This is a genomic window from uncultured Novosphingobium sp., from assembly GCF_964277725.1.
Taxonomy (GTDB): domain Bacteria; phylum Pseudomonadota; class Alphaproteobacteria; order Sphingomonadales; family Sphingomonadaceae; genus Novosphingobium; species Novosphingobium fluoreni.
Window position 1 is genome coordinate 1 of the sequence record NZ_CAXYKL010000176.1, and the last position, 14,300, is coordinate 14,300.

Annotated in this window: 13 protein-coding genes and 1 pseudogene; 5 read left to right on the forward strand and 9 right to left on the reverse strand. The window is 64.2% G+C overall.

The window, feature by feature from the left end:
• From ACHWRX_RS09885 to ACHWRX_RS09905, 5 genes and pseudogenes are all read right to left on the reverse strand, one after another.
• A pseudogene (locus tag ACHWRX_RS09885) lies at window positions 1-343 on the reverse strand (TonB-dependent siderophore receptor); the annotation flags it as partial.
• Between the two features lie 124 nt (window positions 344-467).
• Complete coding sequence (locus ACHWRX_RS09890; RefSeq protein ID WP_394659065.1) at window positions 468-1,031, reverse strand: DoxX family protein; 564 nt, start codon at window positions 1,029-1,031, stop codon at window positions 468-470.
• Window positions 1,032-1,139: 108 nt separating this feature from the next.
• Window positions 1,140-1,694: a dCTP deaminase gene (dcd, locus tag ACHWRX_RS09895; RefSeq protein ID WP_058738148.1), complete on the reverse strand. Its 555-nt coding sequence runs from the start codon at window positions 1,692-1,694 to the stop codon at window positions 1,140-1,142.
• A gap of 79 nt (window positions 1,695-1,773) precedes the next feature.
• Window positions 1,774-2,235, reverse strand: a complete 462-nt coding sequence (locus ACHWRX_RS09900) for a BLUF domain-containing protein (RefSeq protein ID WP_058738142.1) — start codon at window positions 2,233-2,235, stop codon at window positions 1,774-1,776.
• Entirely contained in the window at window positions 2,232-4,268 is a 2,037-nt protein-coding gene (locus tag ACHWRX_RS09905) for a putative bifunctional diguanylate cyclase/phosphodiesterase (protein WP_394659066.1), read from the reverse strand. The genes ACHWRX_RS09900 and ACHWRX_RS09905 overlap by 4 nt, the downstream gene beginning before the upstream one ends.
• Window positions 4,269-4,525: 257 nt before the next feature.
• On the opposite strand from ACHWRX_RS09905, the gene wecB reads away from it, so the two are divergent.
• Window positions 4,526-5,665 (forward strand): non-hydrolyzing UDP-N-acetylglucosamine 2-epimerase, encoded by a 1,140-nt coding sequence (wecB, locus tag ACHWRX_RS09910; protein WP_394659067.1) that lies wholly within the window; start codon window positions 4,526-4,528, stop codon window positions 5,663-5,665.
• A complete protein-coding gene (gene wecC, locus ACHWRX_RS09915) occupies window positions 5,643-6,944 on the forward strand; it encodes a UDP-N-acetyl-D-mannosamine dehydrogenase (RefSeq protein WP_394659068.1) in 1,302 nt (433 codons plus the stop codon). The genes wecB and wecC overlap by 23 nt, the downstream gene beginning before the upstream one ends.
• Before the next feature lie 75 nt (window positions 6,945-7,019).
• Here the strand turns inward: wecC and ACHWRX_RS09920 are convergent, their stop codons facing one another.
• The 3 genes from ACHWRX_RS09920 to ACHWRX_RS09930 are packed head-to-tail and all read right to left on the reverse strand — an operon-like array spanning window position 7,020 to window position 9,088.
• The gene (locus ACHWRX_RS09920; protein WP_394659069.1) at window positions 7,020-7,781 is read right to left on the reverse strand and encodes a molybdopterin-dependent oxidoreductase; all 762 of its coding nucleotides are present in this window, start codon (window positions 7,779-7,781) and stop codon (window positions 7,020-7,022) included.
• Window positions 7,778-8,653, reverse strand: coding sequence for a cytochrome b/b6 domain-containing protein (locus tag ACHWRX_RS09925; RefSeq protein ID WP_394659074.1), 876 nt, complete (start codon window positions 8,651-8,653; stop codon window positions 7,778-7,780). The genes ACHWRX_RS09920 and ACHWRX_RS09925 overlap by 4 nt, the downstream gene beginning before the upstream one ends.
• A gap of 18 nt (window positions 8,654-8,671) precedes the next feature.
• Window positions 8,672-9,088, reverse strand: coding sequence for a secondary thiamine-phosphate synthase enzyme YjbQ (locus tag ACHWRX_RS09930; RefSeq protein ID WP_394659070.1), 417 nt, complete (start codon window positions 9,086-9,088; stop codon window positions 8,672-8,674).
• Window positions 9,089-9,299: 211 nt separating this feature from the next.
• Here ACHWRX_RS09930 and ACHWRX_RS09935 point away from each other — a divergent pair, with 211 nt between their 5' ends.
• Together ACHWRX_RS09935 and ACHWRX_RS09940 are read left to right on the forward strand one after the other, a co-directional pair.
• A complete protein-coding gene (locus tag ACHWRX_RS09935) occupies window positions 9,300-10,238 on the forward strand; it encodes an endonuclease/exonuclease/phosphatase family protein (protein ID WP_394659071.1) in 939 nt (312 codons plus the stop codon).
• Window positions 10,239-10,324: 86 nt separating this feature from the next.
• On the forward strand, window positions 10,325-10,858 hold the full coding sequence (locus tag ACHWRX_RS09940; RefSeq protein ID WP_288415619.1) for a phosphoribosyltransferase: 534 nt from the start codon (window positions 10,325-10,327) through the stop codon (window positions 10,856-10,858).
• A 25-nt stretch (window positions 10,859-10,883) separates the two neighbouring features.
• Here the strand turns inward: ACHWRX_RS09940 and ACHWRX_RS09945 are convergent, their stop codons facing one another.
• Window positions 10,884-12,056 carry an aminotransferase gene (locus ACHWRX_RS09945; RefSeq protein ID WP_394659072.1) on the reverse strand — a complete coding sequence of 391 codons (1,173 nt, stop codon included), beginning with the start codon at window positions 12,054-12,056 and terminating at the stop codon, window positions 10,884-10,886.
• 272 nt (window positions 12,057-12,328) lie between these two features.
• Between ACHWRX_RS09945 and ftsH the strand changes: the two genes are divergently transcribed.
• The gene (gene ftsH / locus ACHWRX_RS09950; protein WP_394659073.1) at window positions 12,329-14,260 is read left to right on the forward strand and encodes an ATP-dependent zinc metalloprotease FtsH; all 1,932 of its coding nucleotides are present in this window, start codon (window positions 12,329-12,331) and stop codon (window positions 14,258-14,260) included.
• The last annotated feature ends 40 nt before the right edge of the window (window positions 14,261-14,300 follow it).

Here is a 14,300-nt window from a genome sequence, read left to right on the forward strand (position 1 = left end):
GGATCACGAAAACCTCGGCGGCGGTGCCGAAGCCCAGCGTGGTGCGCACGGTGGGATCATTCTCCAGCACTTCGCCCAGACTGTCGGGCTGCTGGTTGCGGATCAACGCCTCGTTATAGGAGCGGACATTGAAGGGGATGTCCTCCGCCGCCTTGTTGCCCAGCACGCCGATATCGCCGCTGCCGCTGACCTGCGTCTGGTTAAGCCTTCGCGCGGAAACGATGATGTCATCCGCGCCGGCATCCTCGTTACGGGATTGGGCCTGCGCCAGGGCTGGCAGGAAAGCTGTGCTCGCCAGGATGGCGGTGGAAACGGCAACGCGTTGTGCGCGCGAAAACGGCATGAGAACCCCCTGATTTGCGCTGTCCGTTCATGCGGTCAGCTGCGAGGGCCCCATGCCTTTGATGATAATGATTTGCAATACTGAAAAATGGGGCAGCCTTTGGGCTGCCCCGATTACGAACTGACTACCAGTCAAACCAGCGGTTGCGGCGGCGGACTGTGGTGTCGGCAAGGCCGTCGCCATCAAGATCAACCGCGCGGGTTCCAGCAGGGGCGGTCCGAACCGCGTCCGCGGTGGCTTCGGCGCGAGCGGCGCGGAGTTCTGCTTCATGAACGCGGCGCTCTGCCTCCAAGGTGGCCGCCTCACTGCGGCGCGTGGTGCGCAGCGTGTAGTAGTGGCTCCACATCTGGCTGTGCGCGAAGGCGAGCGCGAGGCCTCCGATAATCGCCAGGTTCTTCAAAGCTGCGATCGCTTGCACCGGGTCGGTGAAACGGTTGTGGAAGAACAGGATCGTCCCCGCCGTGAAGACGGCCAGCAGGACTGACACCAGGCGGACAGCGAAACCAGCCGCAAGGCACAGACCGCCAACCAGTTCGAATAGCCCGACTACCAGAGCCAGATTACCTGGCAGGCCCGTCTTGGCCATCATGGCCGCGGTGCCGCCTATGTCCATCAGCTTGCCGATACCACTGGCGATGAAAAGCAGGCCGATCAGCAAACGGCCTATAATCGCGGCGATCTTTGACATGACCAGCCTCTTCCCTGTTGTGATTGTTTCCATGGAAGCGGCATCAGGCAGGTTTGTTCCCGCCCACCGCGACCACGGCTGTCTCCACAGATGGGATCAAAGGCGAAATCAGAGGCGGGGCAAAGTCACGCCGCGCTGGCCCATGTACTTGCCGGCACGGTCGGCATAGCTGACCTCGCAAGGCTCATTGCCCTGCAGAAACAGGAACTGGCACGCGCCTTCGTTGGCGTAGACCTTGGCTGGCAACGGCGTGGTGTTGGAAAATTCCAGCGTGACGTGCCCTTCCCAGCCCGGCTCCAGCGGTGTGACGTTCACGATGATGCCGCAGCGCGCATAAGTCGATTTGCCAAGGCAGATCACCAGCACATCGCGCGGCACGCGAAAGTATTCCACGGTGCGGGCCAGCGCGAACGAGTTGGGCGGGATCACGCAGCATTCCGTCCGGCGATCGACGAACGAGTTGGCATCGAAGTTCTTCGGGTCGACCACGGCGGAATCGACGTTGGTGAATATCTTGAAGTCTTCCGCAACGCGCGCGTCATACCCGTAGGACGACAAGCCATAGGATATGCAGCCGTCTCTCCGCTGCGCCTCCACGAAGGGTTCGATCATTCCGTTCGCCAGCGCCTGCTCGCGAATCCATTTGTCGCTCAAAATTGCCATGGTCGCGACATTCCCGAAGCCGGCCCCCGGAGCAAGCGCGAAGAGCAAGCCCGCCCGCCCGCAAGTTACGCCGATGCGATCAGGCTGCCTCCGCCGTCGGCCTTTGACTATCCAGCAATCGCCGCATCTGGCTGATCGCCTCACGCGCGTTGATGCCGACCAGGAAGCGAATATCCTCCAGGTCGCCTTCCAGCGCCACGGATGCTTCCGCGTCCGCGCCGATGCGAACCATGCTCCACTCGGGGAAGATGCGTTCGCGCACCGGCACGAGGTCGATCAGCTTGACGTCCTCATGCCGAAAGTCGCAGCAGATCGCCTCGAAGGTGCGCTCGATGGCGGCGGGCGGTCCTTCCAGGACCTGGATGAAGGCATCCCCCACGCACAGCAGCGTCCCTGTCAGCTGTACCGCGGCATTGCGCCGTGCAGAGCGTTCGGTCAGCTCGGCAACGAGATAATCGCGCGCTGCGCCGGTTTCTTCCAGCGTGCACCGGCTGACATACAGCAGCCGGCTGAGCGGTGTGATCCTGATATCGCCGGTCACGCTGCCACCGCACCTACGCGCGCCCTCACCAGAGCCAGGAAGTCCGCGACCGGGATCGGGCGGCTGATCAGAAAGCCCTGCACATGGTCGCAACCCTGCTGGGCGATAAACGACAGTTGCTCAGACGTTTCGATGCCTTCGGCGGTCACTTTCATATCCAGGCTTTCTCCCAGCTGTGCGATCGCGCGCACGATCGAGGCGCTGCCTGGGTCTTCCGGCAGCTTGCAGATGAACGAACGATCGATCTTGATCCGGCTGATCGGAAAGCGATGGAGGTAGCTGAGCGAGGAATAGCCGGTGCCGAAATCATCGAGCGAAATGCGCACGCCCAGCTCATGCAGGCTGGTCAGCGTACGCAACGCCGCCTCGTCGTCGCCCAGAAGCGCGGTTTCGGTGATTTCCAGTTCCAGGCGGTCGGCGCGCAGGCCCGATTCGCGCAAGGCCTGCGCCACGATCTGCGGCAAGCGCGGATCGAGTAGCTGGACCGGGGATACGTTCACCGCGACGTCGAAGTGATCGGGCCAGGTCGTGGCGTCCCTGCAGGCCTGTTGCAGCACGTTCGCGCCAATGCGGGACACCAGCCCGAGTTCTTCCGCGATCGGAATGAACTCTGCCGGCGAGACATCGCCTCGTTCCGACGAGTTCCAGCGCAACAGGGCCTCGGCCCCGGTTATCTCGCCGGACTGCGAATCGATGATCGGCTGATAGAAAACCTCGAACTCGTCACGCGCGCAGGCGCGCCGCAAGTCGATCTCCAGGTACCGGCGCCGTTGCATGGCATCCATCATTGCGGGCTCGAACTGGCAAAAGCGATTCTTGCCGTCGCGCTTGGCGGAATAGAGGGCGACATCGGCGCGCTGGATCAGTTCTTCGCCTGAAACGCCATGCTGCGGCGCCAGCGCCACGCCTACGCTGCCGCCCAGGTCGGCGACGCTGCCTGCAACGATGAACGGTCGCGCCAGTATCTCCACCACTCGCGCGGCAAGTGCAGCCGCTTCCTGGCCATTGGCGATGCCGAAGGCGATGATGGCAAACTCGTCCCCACCGATCCGCGCCACCAGGTCGCCTTCACGAACGGCCCGGCGCAGACGCGCGGCAACACGCTGCAATACGACATCGCCCGTCGGGTGGCCCAGCGTATCGTTGATGGGCTTGAAGCGATCGAGATCGATCATCAGCAAGGCGAACGGCCGTCCATACCGCTGCAGCTTCCCGCATTCGGATTCGAGCGTCTGGGAAAAATTGTGCCGGTTGCCGAGGCCCGTCAGCGCATCATGAAGGGCGATATGCTCCAGCTGATCACGCGATTCGGACTGGGTCCGGCTTTCGACCAGGTAAGTGGAAATGCCCGTACCCACGATCAGCAGCGCCACCATTGCGATCGCCAGGGCGATAGCGGTGAACGTGGCGCTATCCGCGCCATGGGAAACGCCCGGAATCGGCGCGACGGAAAAGCCCGCCATGCCGGTAAAGTGCAGGCCGACGATCGCCAGCACCATCAGGACGCACGGCAAAATCTGCTTCGGCGCTTTTTCCGTATGCAGGCGGTAGATCAGCGCCATCGACAGGCCGGACGCCACGAATAGCGACGATATCACATAGCTTGGCCGCCATTCCACGATGCCCTCCGCCCGATAGGCGAACATGCCGGTGTAGTGCATCGCCGCGATCGAAAGGCCGATCACCCCGCCGCCGATAACGACCGCGATCCCGCGTGACTTCGCCGTCGCCGCGATCAGGCCGATGGCGATACCGCCTACAGCGATCAGCGCCGAGCCGATGGTCAAAGGTCCATCGAACTCCACCGGAACTTCCGCCCGATAACCCAGCATCGCGATGAAGTGCGTTGCCCAGATGGCCGCGCCCGCTGTGACGGCGGACAGGAAACACCAGTGTAGGCGAGACGTGCCCGCCTCGTTCAGCGTGCGGCGAAAAAGGGTGACGGAGACGATCGACCCGCACAGACACATCAGCGCAGCCAGGAGCACGATCCAGGGATCATGCTCGTATAGCAAACAAGTGACGACACGCATTTAGGGGGCGACTCCGAGGCGACGGGCCCTTCACCCGCCGGTCCGTCATTCCCCGGAAGTGCTTAACAATTCCCTTTTAACCTTCGAAAAGTCCTGAAATACGGTGGTTTGGGTGCAAAAATACCGTGGCCTGGGCAGGGCTTAAAAAGCGCCGTCACGCGCCGTTTGCGTGCGTGTCCGCGAACGGCCCTGCCCTGTCGCCGGTTGCTGCGATCAGATTATTTCATGCTTAACATTGCGCTGGTATCCGCCATGCCATGACCCAGCCAACTCGCATCCTCGTCGTCTTCGGTACTCGTCCTGAAGCGATCAAGCTGTTCCCCGTCGTTCACGCGTTGCGCGCCGATCCTCGCTTCGAATGCGTGGTCTGCGTTTCGGCCCAACACCGCCAGATGTTGGACCAGGTGCTGGAGATCGCCGGGATCGTGCCGGATCACGATCTGGACGTGATGCAGCCGGACCAGACGCTGGATGCCCTTACCGCCAATCTGCTCATCGGCTTGGGCAAAGTGATGGACCAGGTGCAGCCCCATCGCGTGATCGTACAGGGCGATACCGCCACCGCCATGGCGGGCGCGCTGGCCGCTTATTACCGCAAGCTGCCGGTCGATCATGTCGAGGCGGGGCTGCGCAGTTTCAATATCTATCACCCATGGCCCGAAGAGGTGAACCGCAAGATCATCGGCGCCATGGCCAGCCTGCACTTCGCGCCTACCGCCACCGCCGCCGCGGCTCTCCTACGCGAGAACGCCGACCCTGCGTGCGTCCATGTCACAGGGAACACCGTGATCGACGCGCTGCATTGGGTGTCCGCCCGAATCGAAGCCGAACCGGCGCTGGCCAGCGGTCTGGCGGACCTCGAAGCGCGATTCGCCGGCAAACGGATCATCGGCGTCACCAGCCATCGGCGCGAAAATTTCGGCGGCGGCATGGAAGGCATTGCCAGCGCCATCCGCCAGATCGCGCAGCGCCCCGATGTGGCGGTGATTTTCCCCGTCCACCTCAACCCCAACGTGCGCAAGGTGATGAACGAGGGCCTGGCCGGTCTGAACAATGTCGCCTTGATCGAGCCGCTGGATTATCCCCACTTCGCCCGCCTCATCAACATCGCCGAGATCATGCTGACCGACAGTGGCGGCGTGCAGGAGGAAGCCCCCGCGCTGGGGAAGCCAGTCCTGGTCATGCGTGAGACGACCGAGCGACCCGAAGGCGTCGAGGCCGGCACCGCCAAACTGGTCGGCACCGATGCGGCCACCATCGTTACCGAAATTTCAACCCTGCTGGACGATACGGAAGCCTACGAGGCCATGGCTCGCGCCCACAACCCGTTCGGGGATGGGCACAGCTCGGCCCGAATCGTGGAGCTGCTCGCCAATGAAATCGGACACCAAGCCTGACGTTTGTGTTGTAGGCCTCGGGTATATCGGCCTTCCCACCGCTGCGGTGATCGCCCGCGCGGGCTGCAAGGTGCTGGGCCTCGACGTGTCGCAGCGAGTGGTCGACACTATCAATCGCGGTGAAATCCACATCGAGGAGGTCGACCTCGATGGGCTGGTGCACGGTGTGGTTTCGCGCGGACTTCTTTCGGCCTCGATCACGGTGGCTCCGGCCGACGTATTCGTGATTGCGGTGCCGACGCCGTTCGACAAGGATCATGCCCCGGACATTTCCTACGTCCTGGCAGCGGGCAAGACCATCGCGCCGGTGCTGAAGGTTGGTGACGTGGTGATTCTCGAATCGACCTCGCCGGTCGGCACGACCGAGCAGTTGCGGGACATGATCGCGCAGATGCGCCCCGATCTGAAGGTACCGGGCTGCACGCGCGAGACGCCCGATATCGCCATCGCCTATTGCCCGGAGCGGGTGCTGCCCGGCCGCATCCTTGAAGAGCTGACCAACAACGACCGCTCGATCGGCGGCATCACGCCCCGCTGCGCGCGCAAGGCGCTGGCGTTCTACAAGCGGTTCGTGCGCGGCGAATGCGTCACCACGGACGCCCGCTCTGCCGAGATGACCAAGCTGGTCGAGAACGCCTATCGCGACGTCAACATCGCCTTCGCCAATGAATTGTCGATGGTGGCGGACCGGATGGGCCTGGACGTGTGGGAAGTGATCCGCCTGGCCAACCGGCACCCCCGCGTGAACATCCTCTCGCCCGGACCCGGCGTGGGCGGCCACTGCATCGCGGTCGATCCCTGGTTCATCGTCCATGGCGCGCCGGAGGAGACCCCGCTGATCCGCACCGCGCGTGGCGTGAACGACGGCAAGATGCATCACGTGATCCGCAAGGCCGACGAGTTGGTCGCCGCGCATCCAGGCGCGAAGATCGCCTGCCTGGGCCTGGCGTTCAAGGCCAACATCGACGATTTCCGCGAAAGCCCGGCCCGTTTCGTCGCCGCCCGGTTGGCCCGCAAATACGGTGAGCGGGTGCATATCGTCGAACCTTACGCCAGCGACCTGCCAATCGAGTTCACCGATACCGGCGCCGTGCAGATCGACGTGGACGAGGCGCTGGAGACTTGTGACATCTTGATCGTGCTGGTCGACCATGACGTGTTCCGCGTCGTGCCTCTGGCCGAGCGGGCGGACAAGCTGGTGTACGACACGCGCGGTATATGGCCCGATCAGCCCAAGCTGGTGCGTGAAGAGCCGGAACTGGTACGATTGGCGAGCTGAGCTGATCGCGGCCGGGCGGGGCGGGTCAGTCGGGCCTGACCCCGGTCCGCCACACCATCAGATCCCGCTGAACCATCAAATTCCGGCGTACCAGGCGTAGCCGCCGTTATCCTCCCAGTACCCGCCCTTGCCGCCATAGACCCCGGCCAGCGTATCGCGCGCTTCTATTCGAGTGACGAACTTGGCGTGCTTGTACCCCAACTGCCGCTCCACCCGCAGCCGCAGCGGCGCGCCGTGTTCCTGCGGCAGGGGGCGGCCATTCATCTGCCAGGCCAGGATCGTCTGCGGATGGAAGGCGTCCACCATGTCGATCGATTCGTAATACGGCTTGCCGCCATAGATATCGGCGCAGTGGAAGATCAGGTATTTCGCGGCCGGGCTGACCCGCGCCAGATCGAGCACATGCGATAGCTGCGGCCCTTGCCACTGCCCGATCGCGCTCCACCCCTCCACACAATCGTGGCGCGTGATCTGCTTGCGCTGGGGCAGGCTCTGCAAGGCGGTCAGCGGCAGGTTCAGTGGCCGGCCGACCATGCCATCCACGCGCAGCGCCCATTGCGCGAAGCCTTGGGCCAGGTGCCGCCGGTACTCGTCTCCCGCGCCTTCCTTGCTGCCGTTGGCGCGGAAATTGGGCGACATGTCTGACACGCGAAACTCGCGCGCCAGGGCCTGGCCGCCCAACGCACGCTGGGTGGCGCGGTGCAGGCTCTCGCCGCTCTCCAGCACGGAGCGGAAGCCCGGCTGCTGATACAGCTTGTCGCAGCCGGAAAGCAGCAACCCGCCGCCCAGCGCCCCGGTGCGGATCAGGCTGCGGCGTGAGAGGATCAGCTTGCTCACGCGTCGCGCTCCTTGGATAGACATTCCCGGGGCAGGCGGTACTTGCCGGTGATGATCGAGCGTATCTCGTTAAACGGGCCGGCCAGCACGACCATCGCGATGTGGACCACGAAGAAACCGACCAGTCCCCAGGCGCACAGGAAATGGATGGAACGGGCGGTCTGCCGCCCGCCGAACAGTTCGGTGACGATCGGGGCCCAGGCGTCGGTGCCGGGGGACATGGCCAGGCCGGTCACGATCATCAGCGGCAGCAGCACGAACAAGACAGACGCATAAGCCAGCTTCTGCAGCACGTTATACCGCAATGCCGCCGCGCCAGTGGGGAAGCGCAGCCGCGCATGGTCCTTCATATCGCGCCAGATATGCGCCGGGCGCCACTCCTTGCGGGTGATGTGAACATCGCGGCGCAAGTGGCCGTTCACCAGCGACCATAGCAGATAGCCCAGCAAGCTGAGCGCCAGGACCCAGGCAAAGGCCAGGTGCCAGATCCGGCCGTCGGCCAGGCTGTAGCGCGATGGCAGGGTGGCCCAATACGGAATCGCGCGGCGGCGCACGACGCCGTCCTGGTCCGTCCAGATGCCCAGCCATCCGGTCGTGTCGATTTGCCATGTGCCGATCCGCAGCATTCCGGCATTGCCGCGCTGGCCGATCTCAAGCCAAGCGTGATCGAAGTTCGCGCCGAATTCGCCCCAGTAGAGCCGAGGATGGGCGTTGAAGATCATCAGCCCGCTCATCAGCAGGATCAGCAATGCCAGCGCGTTCACCCAGTGCCAGATGCGAGTGGAAAGGCGATGGCGGCGCACAACCTCGCCGCCGCGCGGCACTTGCATGGCGGCATCGCTTGCTTCGCCCTGTCGCTGATCGTGCCGCATGGTCGCCATTGCGAGACCTTACTCCCCAATCCAGTGCATGGCCACTTCCCTGCGGTGCGGACGGCGGCGATGTTCGGCAAGGTAGATGCCCTGCCAGGTGCCCAGCCGCATCTGCCCGTCCAGCACGGGGATCTGCAACGTCACCCCGGTCAGCGTCGCACGCAAATGCGCGGGCATGTCATCGGGGCCTTCGTTATCGTGCAGGTAGCCGTCGCCCTCGGGCGCAAGGCGTTCCAGCCACGCCATCAGGTCGGTGCGCACTTCGCGCGCGGCGTTCTCCTGGATCAACAGCGAAGCGGAAGTGTGCCGGCACAGCAGCGTCAGCAGGCCCTCCTGAATGCCGCCCTCGGCCAGCCACGCCGCGACATCGCGCGTGATCTCCGTCAGCCCGCGACCGCTGGTGGCGATCGTCAAGGTCGTGCTGGCCTGTCTCATCCTTCGCTGCATGAGCGTTTGCGCCACGCCGCGCAAGCTTGCCGGCATCGCTGCTTGCGACCGCGAAACTGCGCGGCTACGTCTCGCACTTGCAGCACGATGCCTGGCGCGACGGACGCGTGGAGATCGGCTGCCTGGTGGATACAAGGACCTTCATGCCCCCTTCCCCGTCGCGAGCGCCTTTCCCACAGTCATCGCGCGGTACAGTCTGATGACGCGCAAGCGCATGTTCCTCCGGGCATTGGCGGGCATGGCGGGTGCCGCCGCGACCAGCCTGATCCTGGTCGGGCAGCTTGGGCGAACGCACCACACGCTGGACCAGTTCAACGTCTTCATCCCCTTGCTGCTGCCGGTATTGGCGCTAGCCTTCGCCATATGCCTGCGCCTGCGTGATCGCGCCGGCATGGCGATGGCGGCGATCGGGCTGGCGGTGGGCGGCTTCCAGCTGGGCGGCGCGACGCTGAGCGGGGCGGCCCGCGATATGCGCAGCGATGGCCCGATGATCAAGGTGATGACGCTCAGTACGTTCCACGCCAATCCCCGGCCGCTTGATCTGGTCAAAGTGGTGAACGACCTCGATCCCGATATCGCTCTGCTGCAGGAAACGAACGGCACGCCATCAATGATCGTGGGGCTGCTGCTGCCCCGTCATTATCGCCTGCCGTCGTGCACCGGCATGCCGTGTTCGCTTACGATCCTGTCGCGCTGGCCCTTGCGCAAGGTGAAGGTCGACCTGCCGAAGCACAGCGCGCATCCCGATCTGGTGATGGCGGATGTGGCCGCACCCTTCGACACCCTGCGCGTGGGCGATGTCCACCTGAAGCGACCCTACGTGCAGGGCGCGCAGGACGTGCTGATGGCGACAGCGGCGATCGCCCGCGCCAACAGCGGCGGCCCGCTGATCCTGGGGGGAGACTTCAACGCCGCCACCGCCACGTTCGGCCTGGCCCAGTTCGCCCAGGCGAGCGGCTTGCGCAGGCAGGACGGCTTCGTGCCCACCTACCCCGCAAACCGCCCGCTGCCCGCATTCACCGGGATCGACCATATCTACGCCAACGGGCGTTGGTCCCGAATGGGGTGCAGGCGCACTGCGGCGGGCGGATCGGACCACTACGGCGTCTTGTGCCGGCTGCGCTGGCGCGCGCGCTGAGCGCGATTGCCCTGCCCGCGCACTGCGTTTAGCAATGCCGCACCGCCTGTTTTTCCCTCTGCCCTTTTCACCACCACAGGATCGCGATGACCCAGAGCGCTGCGCCCGAGCTGTACTACCTGGAATACTACGAGGAATTCCTCGCCAAGGTACGCCAGCTCTCCCGCATGATCCAAGGTGACGGCTGGAACCCGGAATTCGTAATCGGCGTAGGCCGAGGCGGCTTGGTGCCCGCGGTCTATATCTCGCACCAGCTGGGCCTGCCGATGCTCTCGATCGACCATTCGTCGCGCGTACCGGGGTTTGCGGACGAATTGCTGGAAAAGGTCGCGACCATGAGCGCGGCGGGCAACCGGCTCCTGTTCGTGGACGATATCAACGATAGCGGCAGCACGATCGAATATATCCGCCAGCTTCTGGAAGGCAGCGGCGGCGCGCGCGGCAACTTGCGATTCGCGGTATTGATCAACAACACCGCATCGCGCTCGAACGTGGATTATCACACAGACAGCATCGACCGCGCGGAGGACAAGCGTTGGTTCGTGTTCCCCTGGGAATCCGTCAGCGCACGCGATGTTCTGCTGGATGAAGCCCAGGCCATGCCCGATCGCCTGACCTGACCTGACCTGGCTTGACCGGACCGGATCAGCGAAGGCTCATCCGGAACCGCGCCAGTCTTTCCACGGCGTCGTCCAACGCGTCATCCGGCTTGGTGAAGCACAGGCGCAGCAAGTGGCTTGGACCGCGCTTTTCCTCGTAAAGCGCGGAAATCGGGATCGTCGCCACTCCGGCTTCACGCACCGCGCGGTCGCTGAACGCAGCGTCCGTCACCGCGACGCCCGAAGCGGCCAGATCGACGCACAGAAACCATGTGGCGGCGTTCGGCAGTACCGTGAACCCGGCTTGCTCCAGCCCCTGGCGCAGCCGCGCCCGCGACATGGCCCAGCCTTCGTGCTGTCCATTGAGGACATCATCCATCCCCAGCCCTTCCGCCACGGCCCATTGCAGCGGCACGGCGCTGGTGAAGGTCAGGAACTGGTGCGCCCGGCCAAGCGCCTGCGCAATCGCGCCGGAGGCCACCATCCAGCCGATCTTCCACCCGGTCATCCCGAATAACTTGCCCGCCGAGCCGACCTTCACGCCTCGCTCGCGCATGCCCGGCATCGCCAGGATCGAGCGATGGGGCTGGCCATCGAAGCGCACGCCCTCCCACACCTCGTCGCTCAAGACCACCAGATCGTGGGCAACGCAGAGGCGTGCCAACTCCGCCAGCTCGGCCTCGGTCGCGGCGGTACCGGCGGGATTGAGCGGGTCGTTCACGATCAGCATGCGCGTTCGCGGGCCGATCGCCTGCGCCAGCAAGTCCAGCGGATAAGCAAAGCGCGGCGGCGCGAGCGGCACGAACACCGGCACTCCGCCGGCGCGGCGAACCAGCGGCGCGTAGGCATCGTAAGCCGGTTCGAACACGATCACCTCGTCGCCCGGCTGCACCAGCGCAAGGATTGCCGACGCGATCGCCTCGGTCGCCCCCGACGTCACGATCACCTCGTCCGGTTGGAGGGACAAGCCCTGACGAGCCGCATAGAACGCGCAGATCGCCTCGCGCAGCTCCGGCAAGCCTCCGCTGGGGGGATACTGTGCGGAACGGTCCTGCAGGGCACGGACCGCCGCCTGCTGCAAGGGCACAGGGCCACCGCCTTCTGGAAACCCCTGCCCCAGGTTGATCGCCCCAAGCTCTCGCGAAAGCGCGCTCATCCGCTCGAATACGGTGGTGCCCATGGCGGCATACAATGGGTGGACGTGGCGCAAGATCGACATGATGCATCCGCGCATAGCCATTCCGACACGATCCAGTCAGCGGTTTTCGCGATTGGATCGCCTGACGTTCCGCCGAACGGAAAATGCGCTTGGACACGGGTAACACACCAGCGATTCGGGCCGAGTGGCCTCGGACAAGCCTCCTCCCGCGGCGATGCCGGGACTAACACCTCCAAAGGCGCGCCAGTTCGATCACAGTGAACGATTGCGCTAACTTGTCATTCAGCGCGGTCGGCCTACATTAGTGCGGCAAAAGGACTCCGAAAGAACCCATGAACGACGATCAACCCAACGGCAATCCCTGGGTGAAGAGCCTCCTTGTATGGGGCGGCATCTTCCTTGCGCTCCTGATGGTGGTCTCGATGTTTGGCTCGCGCAGCGATGCCGGGCAGGCAATCCGCTACTCCGATTTCCGCTCCAAAGTGGCGGGAGGCACGGTAGCGGAAGTGCAGATCGGCACCGATCGGATCGTCGGCAAGTACAAGAATGGCGATTCGTTCAGCACCATCCCCATCCCGAACGACACCACGCTGCCGCAGCTGCTGCAGCAGAATGACGTGAGCTATGCGGGCAAGGCGGCTGACGAGCCCAACCTGCTACTGTACATCCTGGTGCAGGCCCTGCCTTTCGTCCTGATCCTGGGCGTCGCGTTCTTCGCGCTGCGTCAGGTGCAGAAGGGCGGCGGATCGGGCGCGATGGGCTTTGGCAAATCGAAGGCCAAGATGCTGACCGAGCGTTCGGGCCGCGTCACCTTTGACGACGTCGCCGGCATTGATGAAGCGCGTGAAGAGCTGGAGGAAATCGTCGAGTTCCTGCGCGATCCCACCCGCTTCTCCAAGCTGGGCGGCCAGATCCCCAAGGGCGCGCTGCTGGTCGGCTCGCCCGGCACCGGCAAGACGCTGCTGGCCCGCGCCATCGCGGGTGAAGCGGGCGTGCCGTTCTTCACCATCTCCGGTTCGGACTTCGTCGAGATGTTCGTCGGCGTCGGCGCCAGCCGCGTGCGTGACATGTTCGAGCAAGCCAAGAAGAACGCGCCCTGCATCGTCTTCATCGACGAAATCGACGCCGTGGGCCGCCATCGTGGCCATGGCTTGGGCAACTCCAACGACGAGCGGGAGCAGACGCTCAACCAGCTGCTGGTCGAGATGGACGGTTTCGAGGCCAACGAAGGCATCATCATCATCGCGGCGACCAACCGCCCTGACGTTCTCGACCCTGCGCTGCTGCGCCCGGGCCGTTTCGATCGCCAGGTCGTGGTGCCGGTGCCGGACATCGAAGGCCGCGAGAAGATCCTGGCCGTCCACATGAAGAAGGTGCCGCTGGCGCCGGACGTCAACCCGCGCGTGATCGCGCGCGGCACGCCGGGCTTTTCCGGTGCCGACCTTGCCAACCTCGTCAACGAAGCGGCCCTGCTCGCCGCGCGCCGTAACAAGCGTCTGGTCGCCATGCAGGAGTTCGAGGACGCCAAGGACAAGGTGATGATGGGCGCGGAACGTCGCTCCATGGTCATGACCGACGATGAGAAGAAGATGACGGCCTATCACGAGGCAGGCCACGCCATAGTCTCCGTGAACGAGGTGGCGTCCGATCCCATCCACAAGGCCACCATCATTCCGCGCGGTCGTGCGTTGGGCATGGTGATGCGTCTGCCGGAACGGGACAGCTATTCCTACCATCGGGACAAGATGCTGGCGAACCTGTCGGTCGCGATGGGTGGCCGCGTGGCGGAAGAGATCATCTTCGGGCACGACAAGGTCAGCTCGGGTGCGTCGTCAGACATCCAGTACGCCACCAGCCTGGCGCGTAACATGGTCACCAAGTGGGGCATGTCCGACAAGCTGGGCCCGCTCCAGTACGAGGAGCAGCAGGAAGGCTACCTCGGTATGGGCGGATCGCACCGCCTAATGGGTTCGGATGAGACCAACAAGCTGATCGACACTGAAATCCGCCTGCTGGTGGATACCGCGCATAAGCGCGCAACGGATATCCTCCAGACGCAGGCCGAGAAGCTGCACCTTCTGGCCAATGCCATGCTGGTATATGAAACGCTGACCGGTGACGAGATCAAGCAGCTTATGGAGACCGGTGAGATCGATCGCCCCAATGAGCCCAAGGGTCAGAGCCGCTCCGCCCCGGTGCGCGGCTCATCGATCCCCAAGACTGGCAAGCGCTACTCTGGCGGGGCCGCTCCTCAGGGAGCTTGAGGCTCCGACACCAGATAGTACGACAACGAAAAGGCCGGGA